This window comes from Methylobacterium sp. CCH5-D2 (assembly GCF_001556475.1).
Taxonomy (GTDB): domain Bacteria; phylum Pseudomonadota; class Alphaproteobacteria; order Rhizobiales; family Beijerinckiaceae; genus Methylobacterium; species Methylobacterium hispanicum.
In genome coordinates this window covers 1-15,934 of sequence record NZ_LSIX01000391.1, presented here as the reverse complement: position 1 = coordinate 15,934, position 15,934 = coordinate 1, and the positions used below count along the sequence as shown (strand labels likewise).

Here is a 15,934-nt window from a genome sequence, read left to right as displayed (position 1 = left end):
TGAGCCAGGTGGCGCTCAACGACACCATCATGGTGGTGGCCTTCGCCCCCATCGTTGGCCTGCTTCTCGGGCTCTCGGCCATCACCGTGCCTTGGGGGACGCTGGTGTTGTCGGTGGCGCTCTACATCGTCATCCCGGTCGTCGTCGCGCAAGTGATCCGCCGTGGCCTCCTGGCCTCCGGCGGGCGGGCCGCCCTCGACCGGCTGCTCGCCAGGCTCGGGCCCACCTCGCTCGCCGCACTTCTGGCGACCCTGGTGCTGCTGTTCGGCTTCCAGGGCGAGCAGATCCTGGCCCAGCCCGCGGTCATCGGGCTGCTCGCGGTCCCCATCCTCATCCAGGTTTACCTGAACTCGGGGCTGGCCTACCTCCTGAACCGGGTCGCCGGGGAGCAGCACTGCGTGGCCGGGCCCTCGGCACTGATTGGCGCCTCGAACTTCTTCGAGCTCGCGGTGGCGGCCGCGATCAGCCTGTTCGGCTTCAACTCGGGCGCGGCGCTGGCCACCGTGGTCGGCGTCCTCATCGAGGTCCCAGTCATGCTTTCCGTCGTATGGATCGTGAACCGCTCGCAGGGCTGGTACGAGCGTGGCGCGGCCGGCAAGGCAGCGGCGCTGAAGCCTGCCTCCCGTGAGGTCTGAGGTCCACAACCGCCTCGTCGTCATCTCGGCCCTGGGCGTGGTGGAGATCCTCGCCTGGGGCTCGTCCTTCTACTTGCCGGCGGTGCTGGCGGGGCCCATCGCCGCCGACACGGGTTGGCCGCTCGCATGGGTGGTCGGGGGGCTGTCCATCGGCCTGCTGGTGGCGGCAATCGCCTCGCCCCGGGTCGGAATCGCCATCCACCGGCACGGGGGTCGGCCGGTCCTTGTATCGGCGGCCTTGCTGCTAGCGGGTGGCCACTTGGTGATCGGACTGGCACCGAACCTTCCGGTGTTCCTGTCCGGCTGGCTGGTCATTGGGCTCGGGATGGGCTGCGGCCTCTACGACCCGGCCTTCGCCACCCTCGGCCGGCTCTACGGCGACGAGGCGCGCCCGGCCATCACCACCCTGACCCTATGGGGTGGGTTCGCCAGCACCGTCTGCTGGCCGCTCTCGGCCCTTCTCGTCGAGCAGGTCGGCTGGCGCTCGACATGTCTTGCCTATGCCGGGCTGCACCTCTTCGTCACGCTTCCCCTGGTGCTCGGTCTGATCCCTGAGGCGCCTGCCTTGGCTAACGGCGGGGACGTAAAACACCTTGGCGAAGCGCCGCTCACCTCGCGGGAACGGCGCGCCTTCGCGCTGATGGCCGGCGTGTTGGTTTTCGGCGGCACCGTGATGACGTTGATCTCGGTCCACCTGATTACCTTGCTGCAGGCACGCGGCGTGGCCTTTGCCGCCGCCGTATCCTACGGCGCCCTGATCGGGCCGTCCCAGGTCGGAGCCCGCGTTATCGAGATGGCCAATAAGGGGCGGCACCACCCGCTCTGGACGCTAAACGTGGCCATGGCCCTCGTGGCGCTCGGGCTGGCAATCCTGGCAGTGGGCATTCCTGCGGTCGGCATCGCCTTGGTGCTCTACGGTGCCGGCAACGGGATCTACTCGATCGCGAGAGGCACGGTGCCGCTCGCCCTGTTCGGGTCGGAACGCTACCCGGTTCTGGCGGGGCGGCTCGCCCGGCCGAGCCTGATCGCCCAGGCTCTTGCTCCGTCGCTGGGGGCCACGGTCCTCACCTACGGCGGCCCCGATTTGGCCTATGCCCTTCTGGCGGTGCTCGCGCTCGCGAACGTCGGTTTGGCAGGCGCCTTGTGGGGCACACGACCGGAAGCGGTCGGCATCCCCGGCGAGGCCGAGGCGGGCTCGAAGAACAGGTGCTTCGCTTCAGCAGCCAAGCCGAAGGGCCGCCTTCGAAACGGCCCCCCTTCTTCGCTCTAGGTTGCTTCAGTGCAGAATAATGGTGCTCGGCACCGGAATGCCGGGTTGACCAAATGAGGTGGCCGGTTCGGCACCACACTCCTGGCGGCAATGATCCGTCCACGTCGGCCTCTGGCGACCGCAAGTCCTCGCAAATCGCCCGATGTCATTGATCTTTGAATAATTTTTGGCAGACATCTCGCAATTGGGCGAACGGTCTCCGCTGGCTCCCGAGCCTCCGCTTGGGAGCCAGCGGAGACCGGTCGCCCAAATGTCTGCTCTCTGCGATATCTATCTGTACATGCGCGTTTTTTTGATGTTGGGTGTTTATGTGTCCTCAGGATCCTGCAGTAGATAACTGGCCTCCTACGCCCGGGCCCGGAAACCGAAACGAAGAACGGCATCTCGGCAGTTTCGTGTGATGCATGGCTGCCGCCGCCTTGTCGCTAGATTGGTGTTCAAGTCTGCTAACCGCAGCAATCGGAGCACCGCGGCCGAGCGCTTACCGAAACCAGCCAGTGCGCAGCATCCGTGTGATCCCGTGCGCCCTCATGGGCCATCGCCCCGCGGGCGCGACGCACGTCCATGCACACGACGTGGAACACCGCGACTTCGGTCATCCGCCCGCACGGCCGGCCCGCCAGCGCCCGTCTCCTGTCCGCAGCCGATCAGCGACAGGCCGAGGCCACCCAGCGACGCCGCCGCGCACGCGCGATATTGGCTTCGCTGATGATGCCGTCGTCCTCGCCGACGACGCATGCGCAGGTCTCAAGCCAGCGAGGCGTCGATATGGGTATAGCAGCGCATGAGCCACGCCCGTACGGTCGGTCGCGAGCGGAACCCGGCAGACCGGCCGGCCATCTCGGCAGCTTGCCACGATCCGCGGCTCGCGGGGGGGCTGGCGATGGCTCGACCACTCGATCCAAGTCGTGACCGTTCCGCCCGAAACCGCTGGCCCGCCCCGGGCGACGTGACCGGCACGTCGGAGCCCTTCGATCAGCGTGGTCGATCCGGCGGAAGCGGAAACCGCTGCGGCGCCTCCCGCGACCGTCGCTGATGGTCCAGGAGATCCAGGGCCCAATCCGGCCTCGGCGCGACGGACGCCTCATACAATTCACGGTATGCTTCAGGTGTCAGCCAAGTGCCGACGGGATGACGTCCGGTCAGGCGCAGGAAGGCGCTCAGCGATAGGCAAACCGGCGGCGGCAGGCCGACGACGGTCTGGAGAGCGCAGCTGGAACTCTTGCTGCGCTGTCCCACGATACGCGTGTTGAGGAGGCCCATGGCCCCGGCCCGGGCATCCGGGCCGACGAGTTCCTCGTCGAGCGGCGTGGGCGTGCCGGGCGTCTCAAGCGCCGAAAGCAACTCGCTCCAGGACTGCCACCCCCACGCCAGCGCGACGACCTGTCGAGCGGTCGCCTCGGCGATAGGCTGCCGGACATTGGCGAGTTGCGCGCGCAGGGCGTGCACCTTGCGGTTTGCGAAGAAGATCGAGGACGGGCGGAACATCGCGGACCATGGGACTGCGTACGGTGAGCCAATGGATTCAGCTCGCTACGGAGCGGTCAAGGCAACGCCGCGTCGGAAGCTTCGTCGGGTCGCCCCGGCCAGGACGAGGTCCGGCTGGAAAGGCGCCTTGCCCCTTCAACGCCGCCGCCCAGGCGGCGACTTGGTCCGCGACCTGGGCGACGGTTCCGTCGCCGAGCGCGGAAGCGGTCGGGTATGTTGTCGCCTGCTCCTCGGCGGCGGCCGACCCACGTCCACCAGGATCTCTGCAATTCGCTGTGGCCATCCCTCCGCCGTGACGCGAAACTCCCTGTGGATAAATCGCGTCGCCTCGAACCCCGCTTAGATATCCATGTGGACGTGTAACCGTCGGAGGTTAGTGTGGCGCAACGGAGGTACGGCACCATGGGCGACTCGGATTGGGCGGCGGAGCGGGCGGAGGAATACTGGCGGCTCCACGCGGAGCCCGTGCTCAAGCGCGTCGTCATCGACGCCTTCCTGTCCGGAACGGCGGCCGTGCCCCCTGCCTTGGCGAACTGGCTGGCTTCGGCGCCCATCGGGCGCGGTGCCGAGGCTGTCACGCCGCCTCCACCCCCGGAGCCTGCGCAGCAGGTGCCGCCCGGCGCCAAGGAGGTCGCGGCACCGCAAGCCGGTCCTCGGCCCAAGAGGTCCCCCCGCCCGCTCAAGGGGGTGAGCGCCGCTGCGTACGACCTCGTCAAGCGCGCAGGCAAGCCCCTGACATCCCGGGAGCTGCTCGGACAGCTGAGGGACTGGGACGGGGGCGAGCGGACCGAGGCGCGCGACAATTCCCTTCTGGCCGCGATGCGGCGGCTTCGCAAGGCCGGTTGGGTCGACTTCGACGGGACGCATTACAGCCCGTCGGCGAAGAGGCCCCGCAGCAAAGGCAGGTCCGGTCCCGCCGGGCCGGGTCGGGTCTGATCGCCCGCCCATGGCAAGGCCAATCCATCGCCTCGCAGATCGGCTCCCTGCGCAGGAAGGCAGGGCGCTGGCGGAGATCGAGACCCGGCAAGCCCGCGGCCTACCGCCCGTTCGACCATCCAACGCAAACATGGACTCGGAGCGCACATGACCACCTCGTTCGGCGACGCGCGTCGCCTGCACGTCCTGTCTCTCGTCGCCCTGCTCTCGGTCGTGACGCCGCCGCGCAGCCGGGCCGCCGACGGAACCATGAGCGAGCACGAGATCGCTCCCGGCATGGTCATCCGCGGCCTGGTCACCGCGGCGCGCGCGCGGGCCTTTCGCCTGATCGTGCGGGGAACGCTCGTTGCCTCCTTGACCGCGAGGGATGGGGCGCCGCCGACCGGGTACTGCCTCGTTGGAGAGTGGTTGTCCGTGCTGGAGGCACTGGCTGCGCCATGGCGCGCGTTCGCCGGCGAGACCTCGCCGCGGAACTTCGGACCGCCGCGCCGGTCGCATTCCGAGCGCTCACCCTTCGTCGCACGGTTCCCGGCGCGCCAAGCCCGCCTCACGGGCCCGAAGCTCGTTCGGTTCCTCGCCGAGTGCACCGCTTCCCTAGGAGCGAAGGACTCGATGCGCGGCGATGAGATCGCCCTCGTCGTCGGCACGCCGGAGACCCGAGTTCGGATCGCGTGCAGCGGTGCCGAACTTCACGTCCTGGTCCATCGAGAGCGGCGCTTGGTCATGGCCGGCACCCTGTCGCGCCTCGACCTGAGTCGGCCCGGGCGCACGCGCTGCTGCATCGGTCGCCAGTGGCTGCCCGAGTTGTTGGATTGGTTCTGGGCCGTATCCGACGATGTCGATCCTGCAGACCTCGTTCGGTTCTGCCAGGGTGCCGCCTCGGATCGGCCCTAGCCGGCGTCGGCCGATGGCGCCGACGCCCGGATGCAGGGCCGGCCCTCGCCAAGCTTAAGCTCTCGCCTCTCGGGCCGTGACGTGTGCCAGGAAGGAGCGCAGCGTGGGTGTACGGCGGTCCTTGTGCGTTCGAGGCGCATACCGCCAACGAAAAAGCCCCGCCTGAGCGGAGCTTTCGTTTGAGGGGAATACCCGCGGGCAAACCCCGACCTCCGATGGCGAGCATCTTCGGTCAGCTGAAAAGACGGTGTGACCCGCCTCCAGCGAGTGAGAGGGATATCGCATATCCGCCTCGCCGGGTCAATGATCGAGGCCCAGCACGGTTCCGAGGAGCGCTCGGATGCCGGCGAGCTCGGCGGGCGAGATGGACGGCAGCGCCGGGCGGCGGTTCACGTTGACCTGCCACAGCCGGACCAGGGAAACGGTATAGATGTGGTCGCAGACGGCCCAAACCGGGTCGGTCTGGTGGAAGAAGGGATACGTGCCCGGCTCGAACCGGAAATGATGGGTGTTGTTCTCCCGGGGCGGGCTCTTGCTCACCGGCACCACCGTGCAGCGCCCGGCGGCGCCGGCCGAGCGCGAGGACACGACGATCGCCCGCCGTTCCTTCTGCATCTCCGGCTTCACGAGGTAGGTGAAATCGCACATCACGACCCGGCCGGGGCTCGGAGCGTGCGGAACCGGCCGCCTGACCTCGGCCGTGCGGCGCGTGACGACCGAACCTTCCAGCGTCGTCAGGAACGCGTCCGCCTTCGCGGCGGCGATGCCGCCGCGAACCAGCGCCGTCTTCAGCTTGGTCCGCTCGTACTGCGCGGTGGCCTTCTCCGACAGGAAGCAGTGGCGCAACGCGCTGGCCACCGCCTCCGCGGCCTCTTCGGCGAAGCCTCCCTCGCACAGCCGGTCGAGGCAAGCCTCGCCGTCGAAGCGGGTATCGGGATGCCGGGAAATCTCCATCAATCCGCCGACGGCGAGCGCCTCGCCCTGGGCGAAGCCGAGATCCGTCATGGCCTTGAACATGCGAAAGGCGTGGGGCACCCCGAGACAAATGCTCCTGCCGATGGGAAGGCGATGGCGTAGCCCGGGCGACGTCGCGTCGGGCAGGCCGAGGGCGAGCCGATCCGTTCGAAGTCGGCAAACACCTCGGCCGACGCCGTATCCGCACGCCGGACCATTGTCATCCCACGCCGAAGGGGCCGAGCGCCGCCGGCGCCCGGGCGCCGCGATCATGCCGGGGCCTACCCGCCGTGGATGCATTCGTTTGAGCGACCAGGCCCGGGGGGGGCGGCACCCGCGCTCGTCATCGAGGCGCCGGGTCCCGCCGCCCGGGCGCGCCGCCTCGGCCTGGTCCCGGGGCACGTTCCATCCGGCGCCGAGAACGACGGTTCCCGACCTTGCCGCACCGCCCGGCGCGGCTATTCGTTTTCATTCAAGAGCGCCACCGCGGCCTCCAGGAGCGCTCGGAACGCGACCGACTGCCGTGCAGCCGCCTCCACGCGCAGCGTCAGGTTCGAGAAAGCCGCGGGATCCTCCGACGGGTGCGCACCGATGAACCGAACCGCGGCGAGATGCAGCGCGGGTCTAGGCTTATGTTGCCCTGCCAATAGCTTCGATATGGTCGCCTGGCTCGCGCCGAGGATCTTGGCAAGGGCAGCCTGCGTAAGCCCGCGCTCTCGACGCACGCGACCGAGGGCAATCGCCAGCGCATGCGCATCCCCGCCGTCAGCCGCCCGCTTGCTTCCGCTCATGAAGTCAATAAAATCGAATGATAACGAATAATCAAGGCGCGCAGGATGCAGGCTCAGACGTCCGGGAGGACGCGGTCGGTCGCGACGATTCCCGCGGACCCGGAGGCCGAATTGATGCCGGGGGTGCGGTGGGGGCGCCCGGAATGGGTGCCGAGTGCCGCGTTCTGGGCTTTCATGGTCGGTCGGGCCAGCGAGCCGGTCGACGGGTTCGTGGGGCGGGAGGTCAGCCTGGCCCACGAGATCGGCTTCTGTCTGCTCGGGGGCTACGGCATCACGGCCGAGGTCAACCACGCGGTCCATCGCGCGCTCGCCGCGGATGGGATCTTCGAGCCGGGCCGTCGTCCCGGGGCCGATGAGATCGAGGCCCTCCTGCGCAGGCCGGTCCGCATCGGCGAAAGGTCGGTGCGCTACCGCTTCCCGAAGCAGAGGGCGGGCAGGCTCGCCGACGCGCTGACGCTCATCGAGACCGATCCTCCGCCGTCGAGCGACGCCCTGGCCTTCCGACGCCACCTGATGCGCCTGCCCGGCGTCGGTCCGAAGACCGCCTCGTGGGTCACCCGGAACTGGCTGGGCTCGGACGAGGTCGCCATCCTCGACATTCACATCATCCGTGCAGGCCTCCTGATCGGCCTGTTCGAGCGGCCGATCCGCCTCCCGCGGGACTACGAGGCGCTCGAACGGCGCTTCCTGCAGTTCTGCGTGGCCCTGGACGCGAAGCCGTCGCTGGTCGATGCCGTCATGTGGCGGGCGATGCGCAACATCGGCCGGGGACCGGTTTGACCGGCGACGGCGGAGGCCGATAAGAAATCAGGTCTCCTTCACCAGTGGCCGGGCAAGCGGGATGTCGGGGGGCAGCAAGAAAAGTTCGGGCCGTCGCCTGGTCGCGCCGGCCGGTGCAGGGCCGGGCGCGCCGAGCTCGACCGCCGGATCGGAGGGCGGGAATGCGCCGACGGGCTCGCCCTGCGACCTCAGTTACGACGTCGAACTGACCGGGGTCCGGGCCGACGTCGTCGCCGTCGTGCGCATCGGCGACGTCCTGGACGTCGCGCTGCACAGGGCGGGTGCGTTCGAGACCGCCGTGTGCCGTACCCGCCCCGCCGGGCAGGTGGTCGGCACGCTGGCGAACGTCGAAGGCCTCGACGAACTTCTCGGTTGCCTGCGCACCCACCACCGCTACGCGGCGACCGTGACGCAGGTCGGCCGCCTCCTCTGTCGCGTCGCCATCGCACCGGTGCTGGGTTGATCGTCGCCGGAGGGTCCTACCTGGAGATCTGCGAGATCCCGCGCTGGCGCCGGCTGTTCGGTTCGGGCGGCCGTGCCGCCGCGGCGGTCGGGCAGCTCTCGCCGGGCAGCAGCCTTCACACCTATGCCTTCGCAGGCTGGGCCCGCGACGTCGAGAGCTCGATGCACGCCTGCGGGGTGACGGCGACGGTAATGCCCATCGCCGAGGAGATCAGCTTCGGCTACTTCCATGCCCTGTCGCCGGCCACGCTGCGGCCCGGCGTGCCGACGCGACACCCGGCCCTCTCGGTCGACGGGCGGGTCGTGCTGCGTTTCGGCTTCGTGGAGGGCGACGCGGTCGTGTCCGCGGAGCGGGCGGTCCACGACCCGCAGGGCGACGACGTTGTCCCGTTCCGCGCCAACGGGTCCCGGGCCGAGGCCCTGGCCGTAGTCCTGAACGAGGGGGAGGCGGAGGGGGCGACGGGCGAGGAGGGGCCGGCCGCAGGCGAGGCCGTTCTCGCCCTGCACGCGGCCGACGTGGTCGTGGTCAAGCGTGGCTGCTCGGGCGCGACCGTCCACCGGCCTGGTCGCGACCCCGTCGCGGTGCCCGCTTATCGATCCGCCCGCGTGTTCAAGATCGGCTCGGGCGACGTCTTCAGCGCCGCCTTCGCGCATCACTGGGGCGAGCGCGGCCTCGACGCCGCGGCGGCGGCCGACCTGGCGTCGCGCGCGGTCCACCATTTCGTCGACACGCGCTCGCTGCCGCTGCCCGCGGCCGCCGACCTCGCCGACCAGGCGCTCGCACCCGTGGGCGGGGAGCCCGGCCGCGTCTACCTCGCGGCCCCGTTCTTCCACATCGCCCAACGCTGGCTCGTCGAGGAGGCACGGGACCGGCTGCACGCCCTCGGCGCGTCTGTCTTCTCGCCGTTGCACGACGTGGGCACGGGGGGCGGCGCCGTCGCCCTCGCCACCGCCGACCTCGCGGGGCTCGACGGCTGCCAAGCCGTGCTCGCCCTGCTCGACGGGGCGGACCCGGGCTCGATCTTCGAGGTTGGACATGCGCGGGCGCGCGGCATCCCAGTGGTCGTGCTGGCCGAACGCCTCGACGAGCATCACCTGACCATGCTGGCCGGCACCGGCTGCGAGGTCGTCGACGATTTCGCCTCCGCCCTCTATCGGGTCGTGTGGGCCTCGCTGCGATGAGGGTTCTGCTGTTTTCCGGCGGCCTCGATTCGACCGCCCTCGCTTGGTGGCAGAGGCCGGACGCCTGCCTGTTCGTCGATTACGGCCAGCGGCCGGCGGCGGGCGAAAGGGCGGCTGCGACGTCCATCGCGGCCGAGTTCGGGCTGCGGCTCGAAACGCTTCAGGTCGACCTGTCCGGGCTTGGCCTCGGGCCCCTGGCCGGCGGGGAGCCCGCCGCGCTCGCGCGTGCCCCCGAATGGTGGCCCTACCGCAACCAGATCCTGGTCACCCTCGCAGGCATGCGCTTCGTCGCGGAAGGCCTGTCGGAGATCCTCATCGGAACGGTGGCGACCGATGTCCACGCCGACGGACGCGCCCCATTCCTGCGGACGCTCGACCGACTGATGCGGCTCCAGGAGGGTGGGGTGCGCGTCGTGGCGCCCGCACGGCACCTGAGCGGGCCGGCCCTTCTCGCGGCGTCCGGCCTTCCCGCCTCGGCGCTCGGTGCGACATTCTCCTGTCACGTCATGGAATATGCCTGCGGGCAGTGCCGCGGATGCGAGAAGCATCGCGAGACCTTGCGGTCGTTCGGCCTGCGGTCCGACGTGAAGGCATCCCGCGCGGCCCCGGACCGACCGGACGCGGCGCGGGCGGAGGGTTGACGAATGGGCGGAGGGCTCCCACCCAAACGCCGCCGCATGCCGTACGGCATGGGACAGGTCCGGACAGGGTCCGACGAGTGCGACCTGACCTTCACGGTCGACCTGATCGGTGTCCGCCGCGACGCCACGCGCGGCCTGCAGGCCGGAGACGTGTTGGAGGTGGACCTCGTGGCCGGCGCGGGCGCCAGCACCGCAGTCTGCCGCACCGCCGACGGGGCGACCGTCGGCGCCCTCGCCGCGTTCCGCGGCCTCGTGAGCCTGCTCGGCTGCCTCGACCAGGGGGTGCGGTTCGAGGCCCTCATCGAGGATGTCGGCGCGACGCGCTGCACCGTTACGGTCACGAGGGCCGAGGCGTGAACGTCGTCGGCGGCACATATTTCGAGAGCTGCGCGTTCCCCGCCTGGGCCGGCCTGTTCGGTTCGGGCGCGCGCGCCGCCATGGCGGTGAGCGCGCTGTCCCCGGGCACCCGCCTGAGCACGTATGCTTACGCCGAGTCGGCCGGCGACCTCCGGGCGACCATGGCCGCCTTCGAGGTCGAGACGGACATCGTCGCCATCGGGGAGCGGCTCGAATTCGAGTATTGGCATCCCCTTCGCAAGAGCTGGGTTCCCGAGGCCGGCCGGCGCTACGCCGACCTGGCCGTCACCGGCGACGTCGTGCTCGGGTTCGGCATGCTGGAGGGCACGGCCCGGCTCACGGCCGGCCGGGCGGTCTACGACCCGCGCTCCGCCGACCCCGCGTCCTCCTTCGTGCGTTCCGGCTCGCGGGCGACGGAGCAACTCGCCTACGTGGTGCAGGATGCCGACTTGGTCCGGCTCGGGCCGCTCCCGGACCCGCGCGACGCCGCGACCGGCGTCATGGCCCGCGAGGGCGCCACGCTCGTCGTGTCGCGCCACGCATTCGGCGGTGCCACGGTGTACCGGGGCGACGCCCCCGGCATCCCGGTGCCGGCGTACGCCGCCCGCCGCTGGTTCAGGATCGGGGCCGGCGACGTCTTCTGCGCGGCCTTCGCGCATTATTGGGGCGAGCGTGGCTTCGACGCCGTGGGGGCGGCCGACCTCGCGTCCCGCTGCGTGGCGTGGTTCAACGACGGGGCTCGGTTGCCGCTGCCTCCGCCGGACGAGCTCGAAGGGATGGAGGCGGTGCCCGGGCGCCCCGCGTCGGGTTGCCGGGTCTACCTGTCCGGACCGCGCCGGACCATGGCCCAAAGATGGCTCTTCGACGAGGCGGCCGCTTACCTCGACGCGCTCGGGTTCAGGACGGAGACGGCGTTTGCGGACGACGGCCCCCGCTCACCCACGCGAGCGAATTGGCCGCCCCGGCCTCGCGTGCCCCATTCAGCCCTCCTAGCCCTGGGCGACGTCGCCGACCTCGGGACGAACCTTCACGTCGGCTACGCGCAAGCCAACGGCATGCCGGTGGTGCTGCTCGCCGAGACGGCCTCCGGCGGGGATTTGACGATGTTCTCGGGAAGCGGCTGCGAGGTGACGCACGATCTCGCCACGGCGCTCTACCGGACGTGTGTGGCATGCCTGCGGTGATCGGCGGCCGGGAGGGCACCCGTTGAGGCCGCCACGGTTTCCACCCGCTCCGGCGCGCCTGCGGGCGCCTGATCGCACGCCGTCCCCGTCCGGACCATCGGGGTCCGGCGATGGAGAGGGCGGGCCGGCGCAGGAGCGCTGGCAGGCGTTCCACGCCTTCCTGGCGGCACGCATGAACTCACGATGGGTGTTCCGCGGCTGCGCGTCGAAGGCCTTCGAGTGCAAGCCCAGCGCCGGCCGGGGCGCCGAGTTCGACCCGCGCCACGAACGGCAACTGTTCCAGGATTTCAAGCGCGAGGCCAGGCTGCACGTCGCGATGCCCGGGGCGACGGATTGGGACTGGCTGGCGCTGGGTCAGCATTACGGTCTCCCGACCCGCTTGCTCGACTGGACGACCAATCCGCTCATCGCCTGCTTCTTCGCCGTTGCCAGCCAGCCCGCGAACGAGGACGCCATCGTGTACGCGCATCCGCTCGGCGGCAGTTCCATGATCGACCCCGAGCGGGGTCCCGGCCCCTTCGAGATCGCCGAGGTCGGCTTCCTGCTGCCCTCCGCCCTGGCGCCCCGCATCGCGAGCCAGAAGGGCCTGTTCTCGGCCCACCCCGATCCGGCCTCGGCGTGGACGCCGCCCGGCATGGCGGAGAACAGCTTCGAGATCCCGCGGGACACCCGCGCGGTCTTCCAGCGCAACCTGTTCCAGCTCGGCGTGGATGCGGCCCACATCTGGGCCAGCCTCGAAGGCGTCTGCCTCTCGCTGACGTGGCAGTACCGCCTCCGAATCGGGCTCGGCGCGGCCTTGTAGCCCCCGCCGCTCGGAATCCCTGGATCATCCGGTCCGGACGACGGCGGTCCCGCCAAGCCGGTGCAGGCTTCGATATTCACCGGCCGGCGCGCCCTCTACCAACGCGCACGGCGTGGGTCAGGCACAGCAAGGGTTGCCCCGTAGCTGCGCGGGGGTGGTGTGGATATCCTGTCGAAAACCGGACCACGCCTGGGATTTAGCGAAACGGAAGCGTGGGAGGAATTGGGATTTATCCGGGAGCTGCCACTCCCCAAGTCCTTGATGCCACACACCAATTTTCAAGCGAAAGTCGGTGGTGGAGCTGAGGGGATTCGAACCCCTGACCTCCGCAGTGCGATTGCGGCGCTCTCCCATCTGAGCTACAGCCCCGTCCGGGACGCCGGCCTTGTAGGCTTGGGCGGCTCAGCCTGTCAATTCCCGATTTTGAACCTTTCGACGCGCCGCCTGTGCGGGCCACCGGCGGCGCCCAGATCCGAGGATACGACGCCGCGCATGTATGCCCTGCTCTGGCTCATCAACACGGTCATCAACCTCTTCATCTACGTCCTCATCGCGAGTGCCGTGCTGAGCTGGCTCGTGGCCTTCAACGTGGTGAACGTGCGCAACCCCATCGTCGCCCAGATCGGCGAGGTGCTCTATCGCCTCACCGAGCCGGTGCTGCGCCCGATCCGCAACCTGCTGCCGAACCTCGGCGGCGTGGACATCTCGCCCGTCATCCTGATCCTGCTGCTGCTCTTCGTGCAGCGCCTGATCACCGTCGATCTCGTGCGCTTCCTGGTCTGAGCCGGCGGCGCCCGCCGTCCAACGAACAACAATGGCCAAGGAAACGCCCATGAAGACCAATCCCGGCCGCTTCTTCGAGGATTACCGCCTCGGCGAGACCATCCGGCACGCCACGCCGCGGACCGTGACCGCGGGCGACGTGGCGCTCTACACCGCCCTTTACGGGCCGCGCTTCGCCGTGCAGTCCTCGGACGCCTTCGCGCAAGGCCTCGGCTATCCGCGGAGCCCGCTCGACGACCTGCTCACCTTCCACGTGGTCTTCGGCAAGACCGTGCCGGACATCTCGCTGAACGCGGTGGCCAACCTCGGCTACGCCGAGGGCGGTTTCCGCCGGCCGGTCTATCCGGGCGAGACGCTCTCCACCGTCTCCGAGGTGATCGGCCTCAAGGAGAGCTCGAACCGCCAGACGGGCGTGGTCTACGTGCGCTCGGTCGGTTCGGATGCCGCCGGCGAGACGGTGCTGAGCTATTGCCGCTGGGTGCTCGTGCGCAAGCGCGACCCGGAGGCGCGGATCGCCGAGGAGCACGTGCCGAGCCTCGCCAAGGTGGTCGATCCGCAGGATCTCGCGGGCGCCCTGCCCCGCCTGGACGTGGCCGCCTACGACCTCGACCTCGCGGGCAGCCCGCACCGCTTCGGCGACTATGCCCGGGGCGAGCGCATCGACCATGTCGACGGCATGACCGTCGAGGAGGCCGAGCACCAGATCGCCACGCGCCTGTTCCAGAACACCGCCAAGGTGCATTTCGACAACCACGCGGCGAAGGACACCCGCTTCGGGAAGCGGCTGATCTACGGCGGCCACGTCATCTCGCTCGCCCGCGCGCTCAGCTTCAACGGGCTCGCCAACGCCTTCGCGCTCGCCGGCATCAACGCGGGCCGGCACGTGGCGCCGCTGTTCTCGGGCGACACCGTCTACGCCTGGAGCGAGGTCCTCGACACCGCCGACGTCGGCCGCGATGACGTCGGCCTGCTGCGCCTGCGCACGGTGGCGACGAAGAACCAGCCCTGCGGCGCCTACCCGGACCGCCAGGGCGAGGGCCAAGGGGACGCCTATGACCCGGCCGTCATCCTCGACCTCGATTACTGGGCCTTCATGCCGAAGTAGCGATCCGAGGGATCCCCAAGGGCCTCAGGCCCTTGGGAGGCGGGGCAGAGCCCCGGATGGCCTGGCGCCTCAGTCGCGCACCACCACCTTCGTGCCGACGCGGACCCGGTCGTAGAGATCGACCACGTCCTTGTTGGTCATGCGGATGCAGCCCGAGGAGACGGCCGCCCCCATGGTCTCGGGCTCGTTCGAGCCGTGGATGCGGTAGAGCGAGGAGCCGAGATAGAGCGCGCGCGCGCCAAGCGGGTTGTCCTGGCCGCCGGCCATGTAGCGCGGCAGGTCCGGCCGGCGGGCCAGCATCTGGGCCGGCGGGCGCCAGGCCGGCCACTCCTTCTTCATCGTGACGGTCTTCACGCCCGACCACGAGAAGCCCTGGCGGCCGACGCCGACGCCGTAGCGGACCGCCGCGCCGTTGCCGAGCACGTAGTAGAGCCGGCGCTGGCGGGTCGAGACCACGATCGTGCCCGGCTTCTCCTTGCCCGCATACGCCACGGTCTCGCGCGGGATCGCCTGCGTCCTGAAGATGTTCATGAAGTCGGCCAGCGGGCCGCTGTCGAACGGGCCGGCCGAGGCCGGCCCCGGGGCCAGCGCGAGCCCGGCCCCGAGGGCCAGCACGGCGATGCGCATCTTCATGCAGGGTCTCCTGTGTACAAGCTGTGCAAAAGGGTGCGCGGAGAAGCCCAGCTGTTTGCGGCAGCTTCTGGCCCGTCGGTCCGGACCGGGGGCGGGCGTCGATGCCTGTGTGTTCCGCGCAACACCTGCCCGACGCGACCGCCCGGGACCGGGCCGCCGCGCGCGGACGGCGGGAAGCGCCTGAGCCGGCGGGGAAATCGCGGCCGCGGTCCGCGCGCGGCCCGGTTCCGTCGTCCCCCTCACTGGAATCATGCCAGGATGTCGCAGGCGATTGCGCCGGACCGCCCCGATCCCTTAGTTTCCGCCCGTGCCCCACGGATGCGAGACAGAGACCCGGCGTCGCCGACGCGCCCCCAGATCCGCGCTCTCCGCCGCGCTGCTCTCCCTGCTCGCCGTGATGTCGCTCCTCCTCCTCGCCGGCCTGCCGGCCACGGCGGATGCGGAGATCCGGCCCGCTCGGCCCTGCGCCGCCACCAAGGTGCGCGATCCCGCCTGCCCCGCTCAGCGCTTCGCCGTCCAGGTCTCGGTCGATGCCGACGACCCGGCGGGCGAGTCCCGCACGCTCGCGCCCCGGTCCTCGACGCGCGCGGCGCCCCACCGGTCGCCCGTCTTCGCGCCGCGCACCGACCCGGTCCCGCCCTCGGCCGCCGCGCGCCTGCCCGAGCGCCCGCCCAGGCGGGCCTGACCGCCGGGGAGTCGCGCGGTAGCCGTCCGGGACCTCGAGACGAGACGACGTCTCGAGGCCTCGACCCCGCGAAACGGTCTCGAAAGGACCGGGATCCTAACCTGCACGGCGATGCGCCGTGCGAATGCCAAGATCCGGGCCCATAATCCCTGCTCCGATCCATGGTGCGCTGCTTGCCAGAGAGCAGCGCCGCGCGCACGCGCCGCAGCCCATGCGCCGCCGGCCCCTTTGCCCGGCCGGAGCGCATCCAGGGCCGGGCGCCGCGCCCGAAGTTCCGGACGGCCGACCCTGAGCGGCCCTCCTCCCCAGACGTCCGTCGCAGGAGCGAAGGTATCGTGACCGCCAACCCCCT

17 protein-coding genes, 1 tRNA gene and 1 pseudogene are annotated in these 15,934 nt (G+C 70.3%); 14 read left to right on the top strand and 5 right to left on the bottom strand.

Translation table 11 applies throughout. The features are described 5' to 3' along the window. Positions 1-635: pseudogene (locus AX737_RS36800) on the top strand (arsenical-resistance protein); the annotation flags it as partial. After that, positions 625-1,905, top strand: coding sequence for an MFS transporter (locus AX737_RS36805; RefSeq protein WP_012455864.1), 1,281 nt, complete (start codon positions 625-627; stop codon positions 1,903-1,905). The pseudogene AX737_RS36800 and the gene AX737_RS36805, both read left to right, overlap by 11 nt. Positions 1,906-2,880: 975 nt before the next feature. Here the strand turns inward: AX737_RS36805 and AX737_RS36810 are convergent. After that, the gene (locus AX737_RS36810; protein ID WP_012455863.1) at positions 2,881-3,393 is read right to left on the bottom strand and encodes a hypothetical protein; all 513 of its coding nucleotides are present in this window, start codon (positions 3,391-3,393) and stop codon (positions 2,881-2,883) included. A gap of 402 nt (positions 3,394-3,795) precedes the next feature. On the opposite strand from AX737_RS36810, the gene AX737_RS36815 reads away from it, so the two are divergent. Both AX737_RS36815 and AX737_RS36820 read left to right on the top strand, forming a co-directional pair. Next, positions 3,796-4,329 carry a hypothetical protein gene (locus tag AX737_RS36815; RefSeq protein ID WP_012455862.1) on the top strand — a complete coding sequence of 178 codons (534 nt, stop codon included), beginning with the start codon at positions 3,796-3,798 and terminating at the stop codon, positions 4,327-4,329. Between the two features lie 249 nt (positions 4,330-4,578). Then, positions 4,579-5,223 (top strand): hypothetical protein, encoded by a 645-nt coding sequence (locus tag AX737_RS36820; RefSeq protein ID WP_245293393.1) that lies wholly within the window; start codon positions 4,579-4,581, stop codon positions 5,221-5,223. Positions 5,224-5,523: 300 nt separating this feature from the next. On the opposite strand, the gene AX737_RS36825 is transcribed toward AX737_RS36820, so the two are convergent. Both AX737_RS36825 and AX737_RS36830 read right to left on the bottom strand, forming a co-directional pair. Beyond that, entirely contained in the window at positions 5,524-6,258 is a 735-nt protein-coding gene (locus AX737_RS36825) for a type II toxin-antitoxin system PemK/MazF family toxin (RefSeq protein ID WP_003596782.1), read from the bottom strand. Between the two features lie 377 nt (positions 6,259-6,635). Beyond that, positions 6,636-6,968, bottom strand: a complete 333-nt coding sequence (locus AX737_RS36830) for a helix-turn-helix transcriptional regulator (RefSeq protein ID WP_003604320.1) — start codon at positions 6,966-6,968, stop codon at positions 6,636-6,638. A 114-nt stretch (positions 6,969-7,082) separates the two neighbouring features. Here AX737_RS36830 and AX737_RS36835 point away from each other — a divergent pair, with 114 nt between their 5' ends. The 7 genes from AX737_RS36835 (at position 7,083) to AX737_RS36865 (ending at position 12,376) form a co-directional block, all read left to right on the top strand. After that, on the top strand, positions 7,083-7,748 hold the full coding sequence (locus AX737_RS36835; RefSeq protein ID WP_012455859.1) for a hypothetical protein: 666 nt from the start codon (positions 7,083-7,085) through the stop codon (positions 7,746-7,748). Between the two features lie 61 nt (positions 7,749-7,809). Then, positions 7,810-8,211: a hypothetical protein gene (locus AX737_RS36840; RefSeq protein ID WP_003604318.1), complete on the top strand. Its 402-nt coding sequence runs from the start codon at positions 7,810-7,812 to the stop codon at positions 8,209-8,211. Further along, complete coding sequence (locus AX737_RS36845; RefSeq protein ID WP_003604317.1) at positions 8,208-9,392, top strand: PfkB family carbohydrate kinase; 1,185 nt, start codon at positions 8,208-8,210, stop codon at positions 9,390-9,392. The genes AX737_RS36840 and AX737_RS36845 overlap by 4 nt, the downstream gene beginning before the upstream one ends. Continuing rightward, a complete protein-coding gene (locus AX737_RS36850; protein ID WP_003604316.1) occupies positions 9,389-10,033 on the top strand; it encodes a 7-cyano-7-deazaguanine synthase in 645 nt (214 codons plus the stop codon). The genes AX737_RS36845 and AX737_RS36850 overlap by 4 nt, the downstream gene beginning before the upstream one ends. Before the next feature lie 36 nt (positions 10,034-10,069). Then, positions 10,070-10,390 carry a hypothetical protein gene (locus AX737_RS36855; RefSeq protein WP_017484369.1) on the top strand — a complete coding sequence of 107 codons (321 nt, stop codon included), beginning with the start codon at positions 10,070-10,072 and terminating at the stop codon, positions 10,388-10,390. Beyond that, on the top strand, positions 10,387-11,574 hold the full coding sequence (locus AX737_RS36860) for a carbohydrate kinase family protein (protein WP_012455858.1): 1,188 nt from the start codon (positions 10,387-10,389) through the stop codon (positions 11,572-11,574). The genes AX737_RS36855 and AX737_RS36860 overlap by 4 nt, the downstream gene beginning before the upstream one ends. 172 nt (positions 11,575-11,746) lie before the next feature. After that, positions 11,747-12,376 (top strand): FRG domain-containing protein, encoded by a 630-nt coding sequence (locus tag AX737_RS36865; RefSeq protein WP_003604313.1) that lies wholly within the window; start codon positions 11,747-11,749, stop codon positions 12,374-12,376. A gap of 293 nt (positions 12,377-12,669) precedes the next feature. Here the strand turns inward: AX737_RS36865 and AX737_RS36870 are convergent. Next, positions 12,670-12,745: transfer RNA gene (locus AX737_RS36870), tRNA-Ala, on the bottom strand. Positions 12,746-12,868: 123 nt separating this feature from the next. On the opposite strand from AX737_RS36870, the gene AX737_RS36875 reads away from it, so the two are divergent. Both AX737_RS36875 and AX737_RS36880 read left to right on the top strand, forming a co-directional pair. Further along, positions 12,869-13,159 carry a YggT family protein gene (locus AX737_RS36875; protein WP_066919283.1) on the top strand — a complete coding sequence of 97 codons (291 nt, stop codon included), beginning with the start codon at positions 12,869-12,871 and terminating at the stop codon, positions 13,157-13,159. 49 nt (positions 13,160-13,208) lie between these two features. Beyond that, entirely contained in the window at positions 13,209-14,264 is a 1,056-nt protein-coding gene (locus AX737_RS36880; protein WP_066919285.1) for a MaoC family dehydratase, read from the top strand. Positions 14,265-14,333: 69 nt separating this feature from the next. On the opposite strand, the gene AX737_RS36885 is transcribed toward AX737_RS36880, so the two are convergent. Next, positions 14,334-14,897 carry a L,D-transpeptidase gene (locus tag AX737_RS36885; RefSeq protein ID WP_066919287.1) on the bottom strand — a complete coding sequence of 188 codons (564 nt, stop codon included), beginning with the start codon at positions 14,895-14,897 and terminating at the stop codon, positions 14,334-14,336. A 397-nt stretch (positions 14,898-15,294) separates the two neighbouring features. Between AX737_RS36885 and AX737_RS36890 the strand changes: the two genes are divergently transcribed. Then, the gene (locus AX737_RS36890) at positions 15,295-15,582 is read left to right on the top strand and encodes a hypothetical protein (protein ID WP_156453523.1); all 288 of its coding nucleotides are present in this window, start codon (positions 15,295-15,297) and stop codon (positions 15,580-15,582) included. The last annotated feature ends 352 nt before the right edge of the window (positions 15,583-15,934 follow it).

Excerpts from the sequence above, each read along its gene's own strand:
- AX737_RS36885 (WP_066919287.1), bottom strand. The coding sequence starts at position 14,897 with ATGAAGATGCGCATCGCCGTGCTGGCCCTCGGGGCCGGGCTCGCGCTG.
- AX737_RS36875 (WP_066919283.1), top strand. The coding sequence starts at position 12,869 with ATGTATGCCCTGCTCTGGCTCATCAACACGGTCATCAACCTCTTCATC.
- AX737_RS36810 (WP_012455863.1), bottom strand. The coding sequence starts at position 3,393 with ATGTTCCGCCCGTCCTCGATCTTCTTCGCAAACCGCAAGGTGCACGCC.
- AX737_RS36850 (WP_003604316.1), top strand. The coding sequence starts at position 9,389 with ATGAGGGTTCTGCTGTTTTCCGGCGGCCTCGATTCGACCGCCCTCGCT.
- AX737_RS36880 (WP_066919285.1), top strand. The coding sequence starts at position 13,209 with ATGAAGACCAATCCCGGCCGCTTCTTCGAGGATTACCGCCTCGGCGAG.
- AX737_RS36865 (WP_003604313.1), top strand. The coding sequence starts at position 11,747 with ATGAACTCACGATGGGTGTTCCGCGGCTGCGCGTCGAAGGCCTTCGAG.
- AX737_RS36840 (WP_003604318.1), top strand. The coding sequence starts at position 7,810 with ATGTCGGGGGGCAGCAAGAAAAGTTCGGGCCGTCGCCTGGTCGCGCCG.
- AX737_RS36815 (WP_012455862.1), top strand. The coding sequence starts at position 3,796 with ATGGGCGACTCGGATTGGGCGGCGGAGCGGGCGGAGGAATACTGGCGG.
- AX737_RS36820 (WP_245293393.1), top strand. The coding sequence starts at position 4,579 with ATGAGCGAGCACGAGATCGCTCCCGGCATGGTCATCCGCGGCCTGGTC.
- AX737_RS36830 (WP_003604320.1), bottom strand. The coding sequence starts at position 6,968 with ATGAGCGGAAGCAAGCGGGCGGCTGACGGCGGGGATGCGCATGCGCTG.
- AX737_RS36835 (WP_012455859.1), top strand. The coding sequence starts at position 7,083 with ATGCCGGGGGTGCGGTGGGGGCGCCCGGAATGGGTGCCGAGTGCCGCG.
- AX737_RS36890 (WP_156453523.1), top strand. The coding sequence starts at position 15,295 with ATGTCGCTCCTCCTCCTCGCCGGCCTGCCGGCCACGGCGGATGCGGAG.
- AX737_RS36855 (WP_017484369.1), top strand. The coding sequence starts at position 10,070 with ATGCCGTACGGCATGGGACAGGTCCGGACAGGGTCCGACGAGTGCGAC.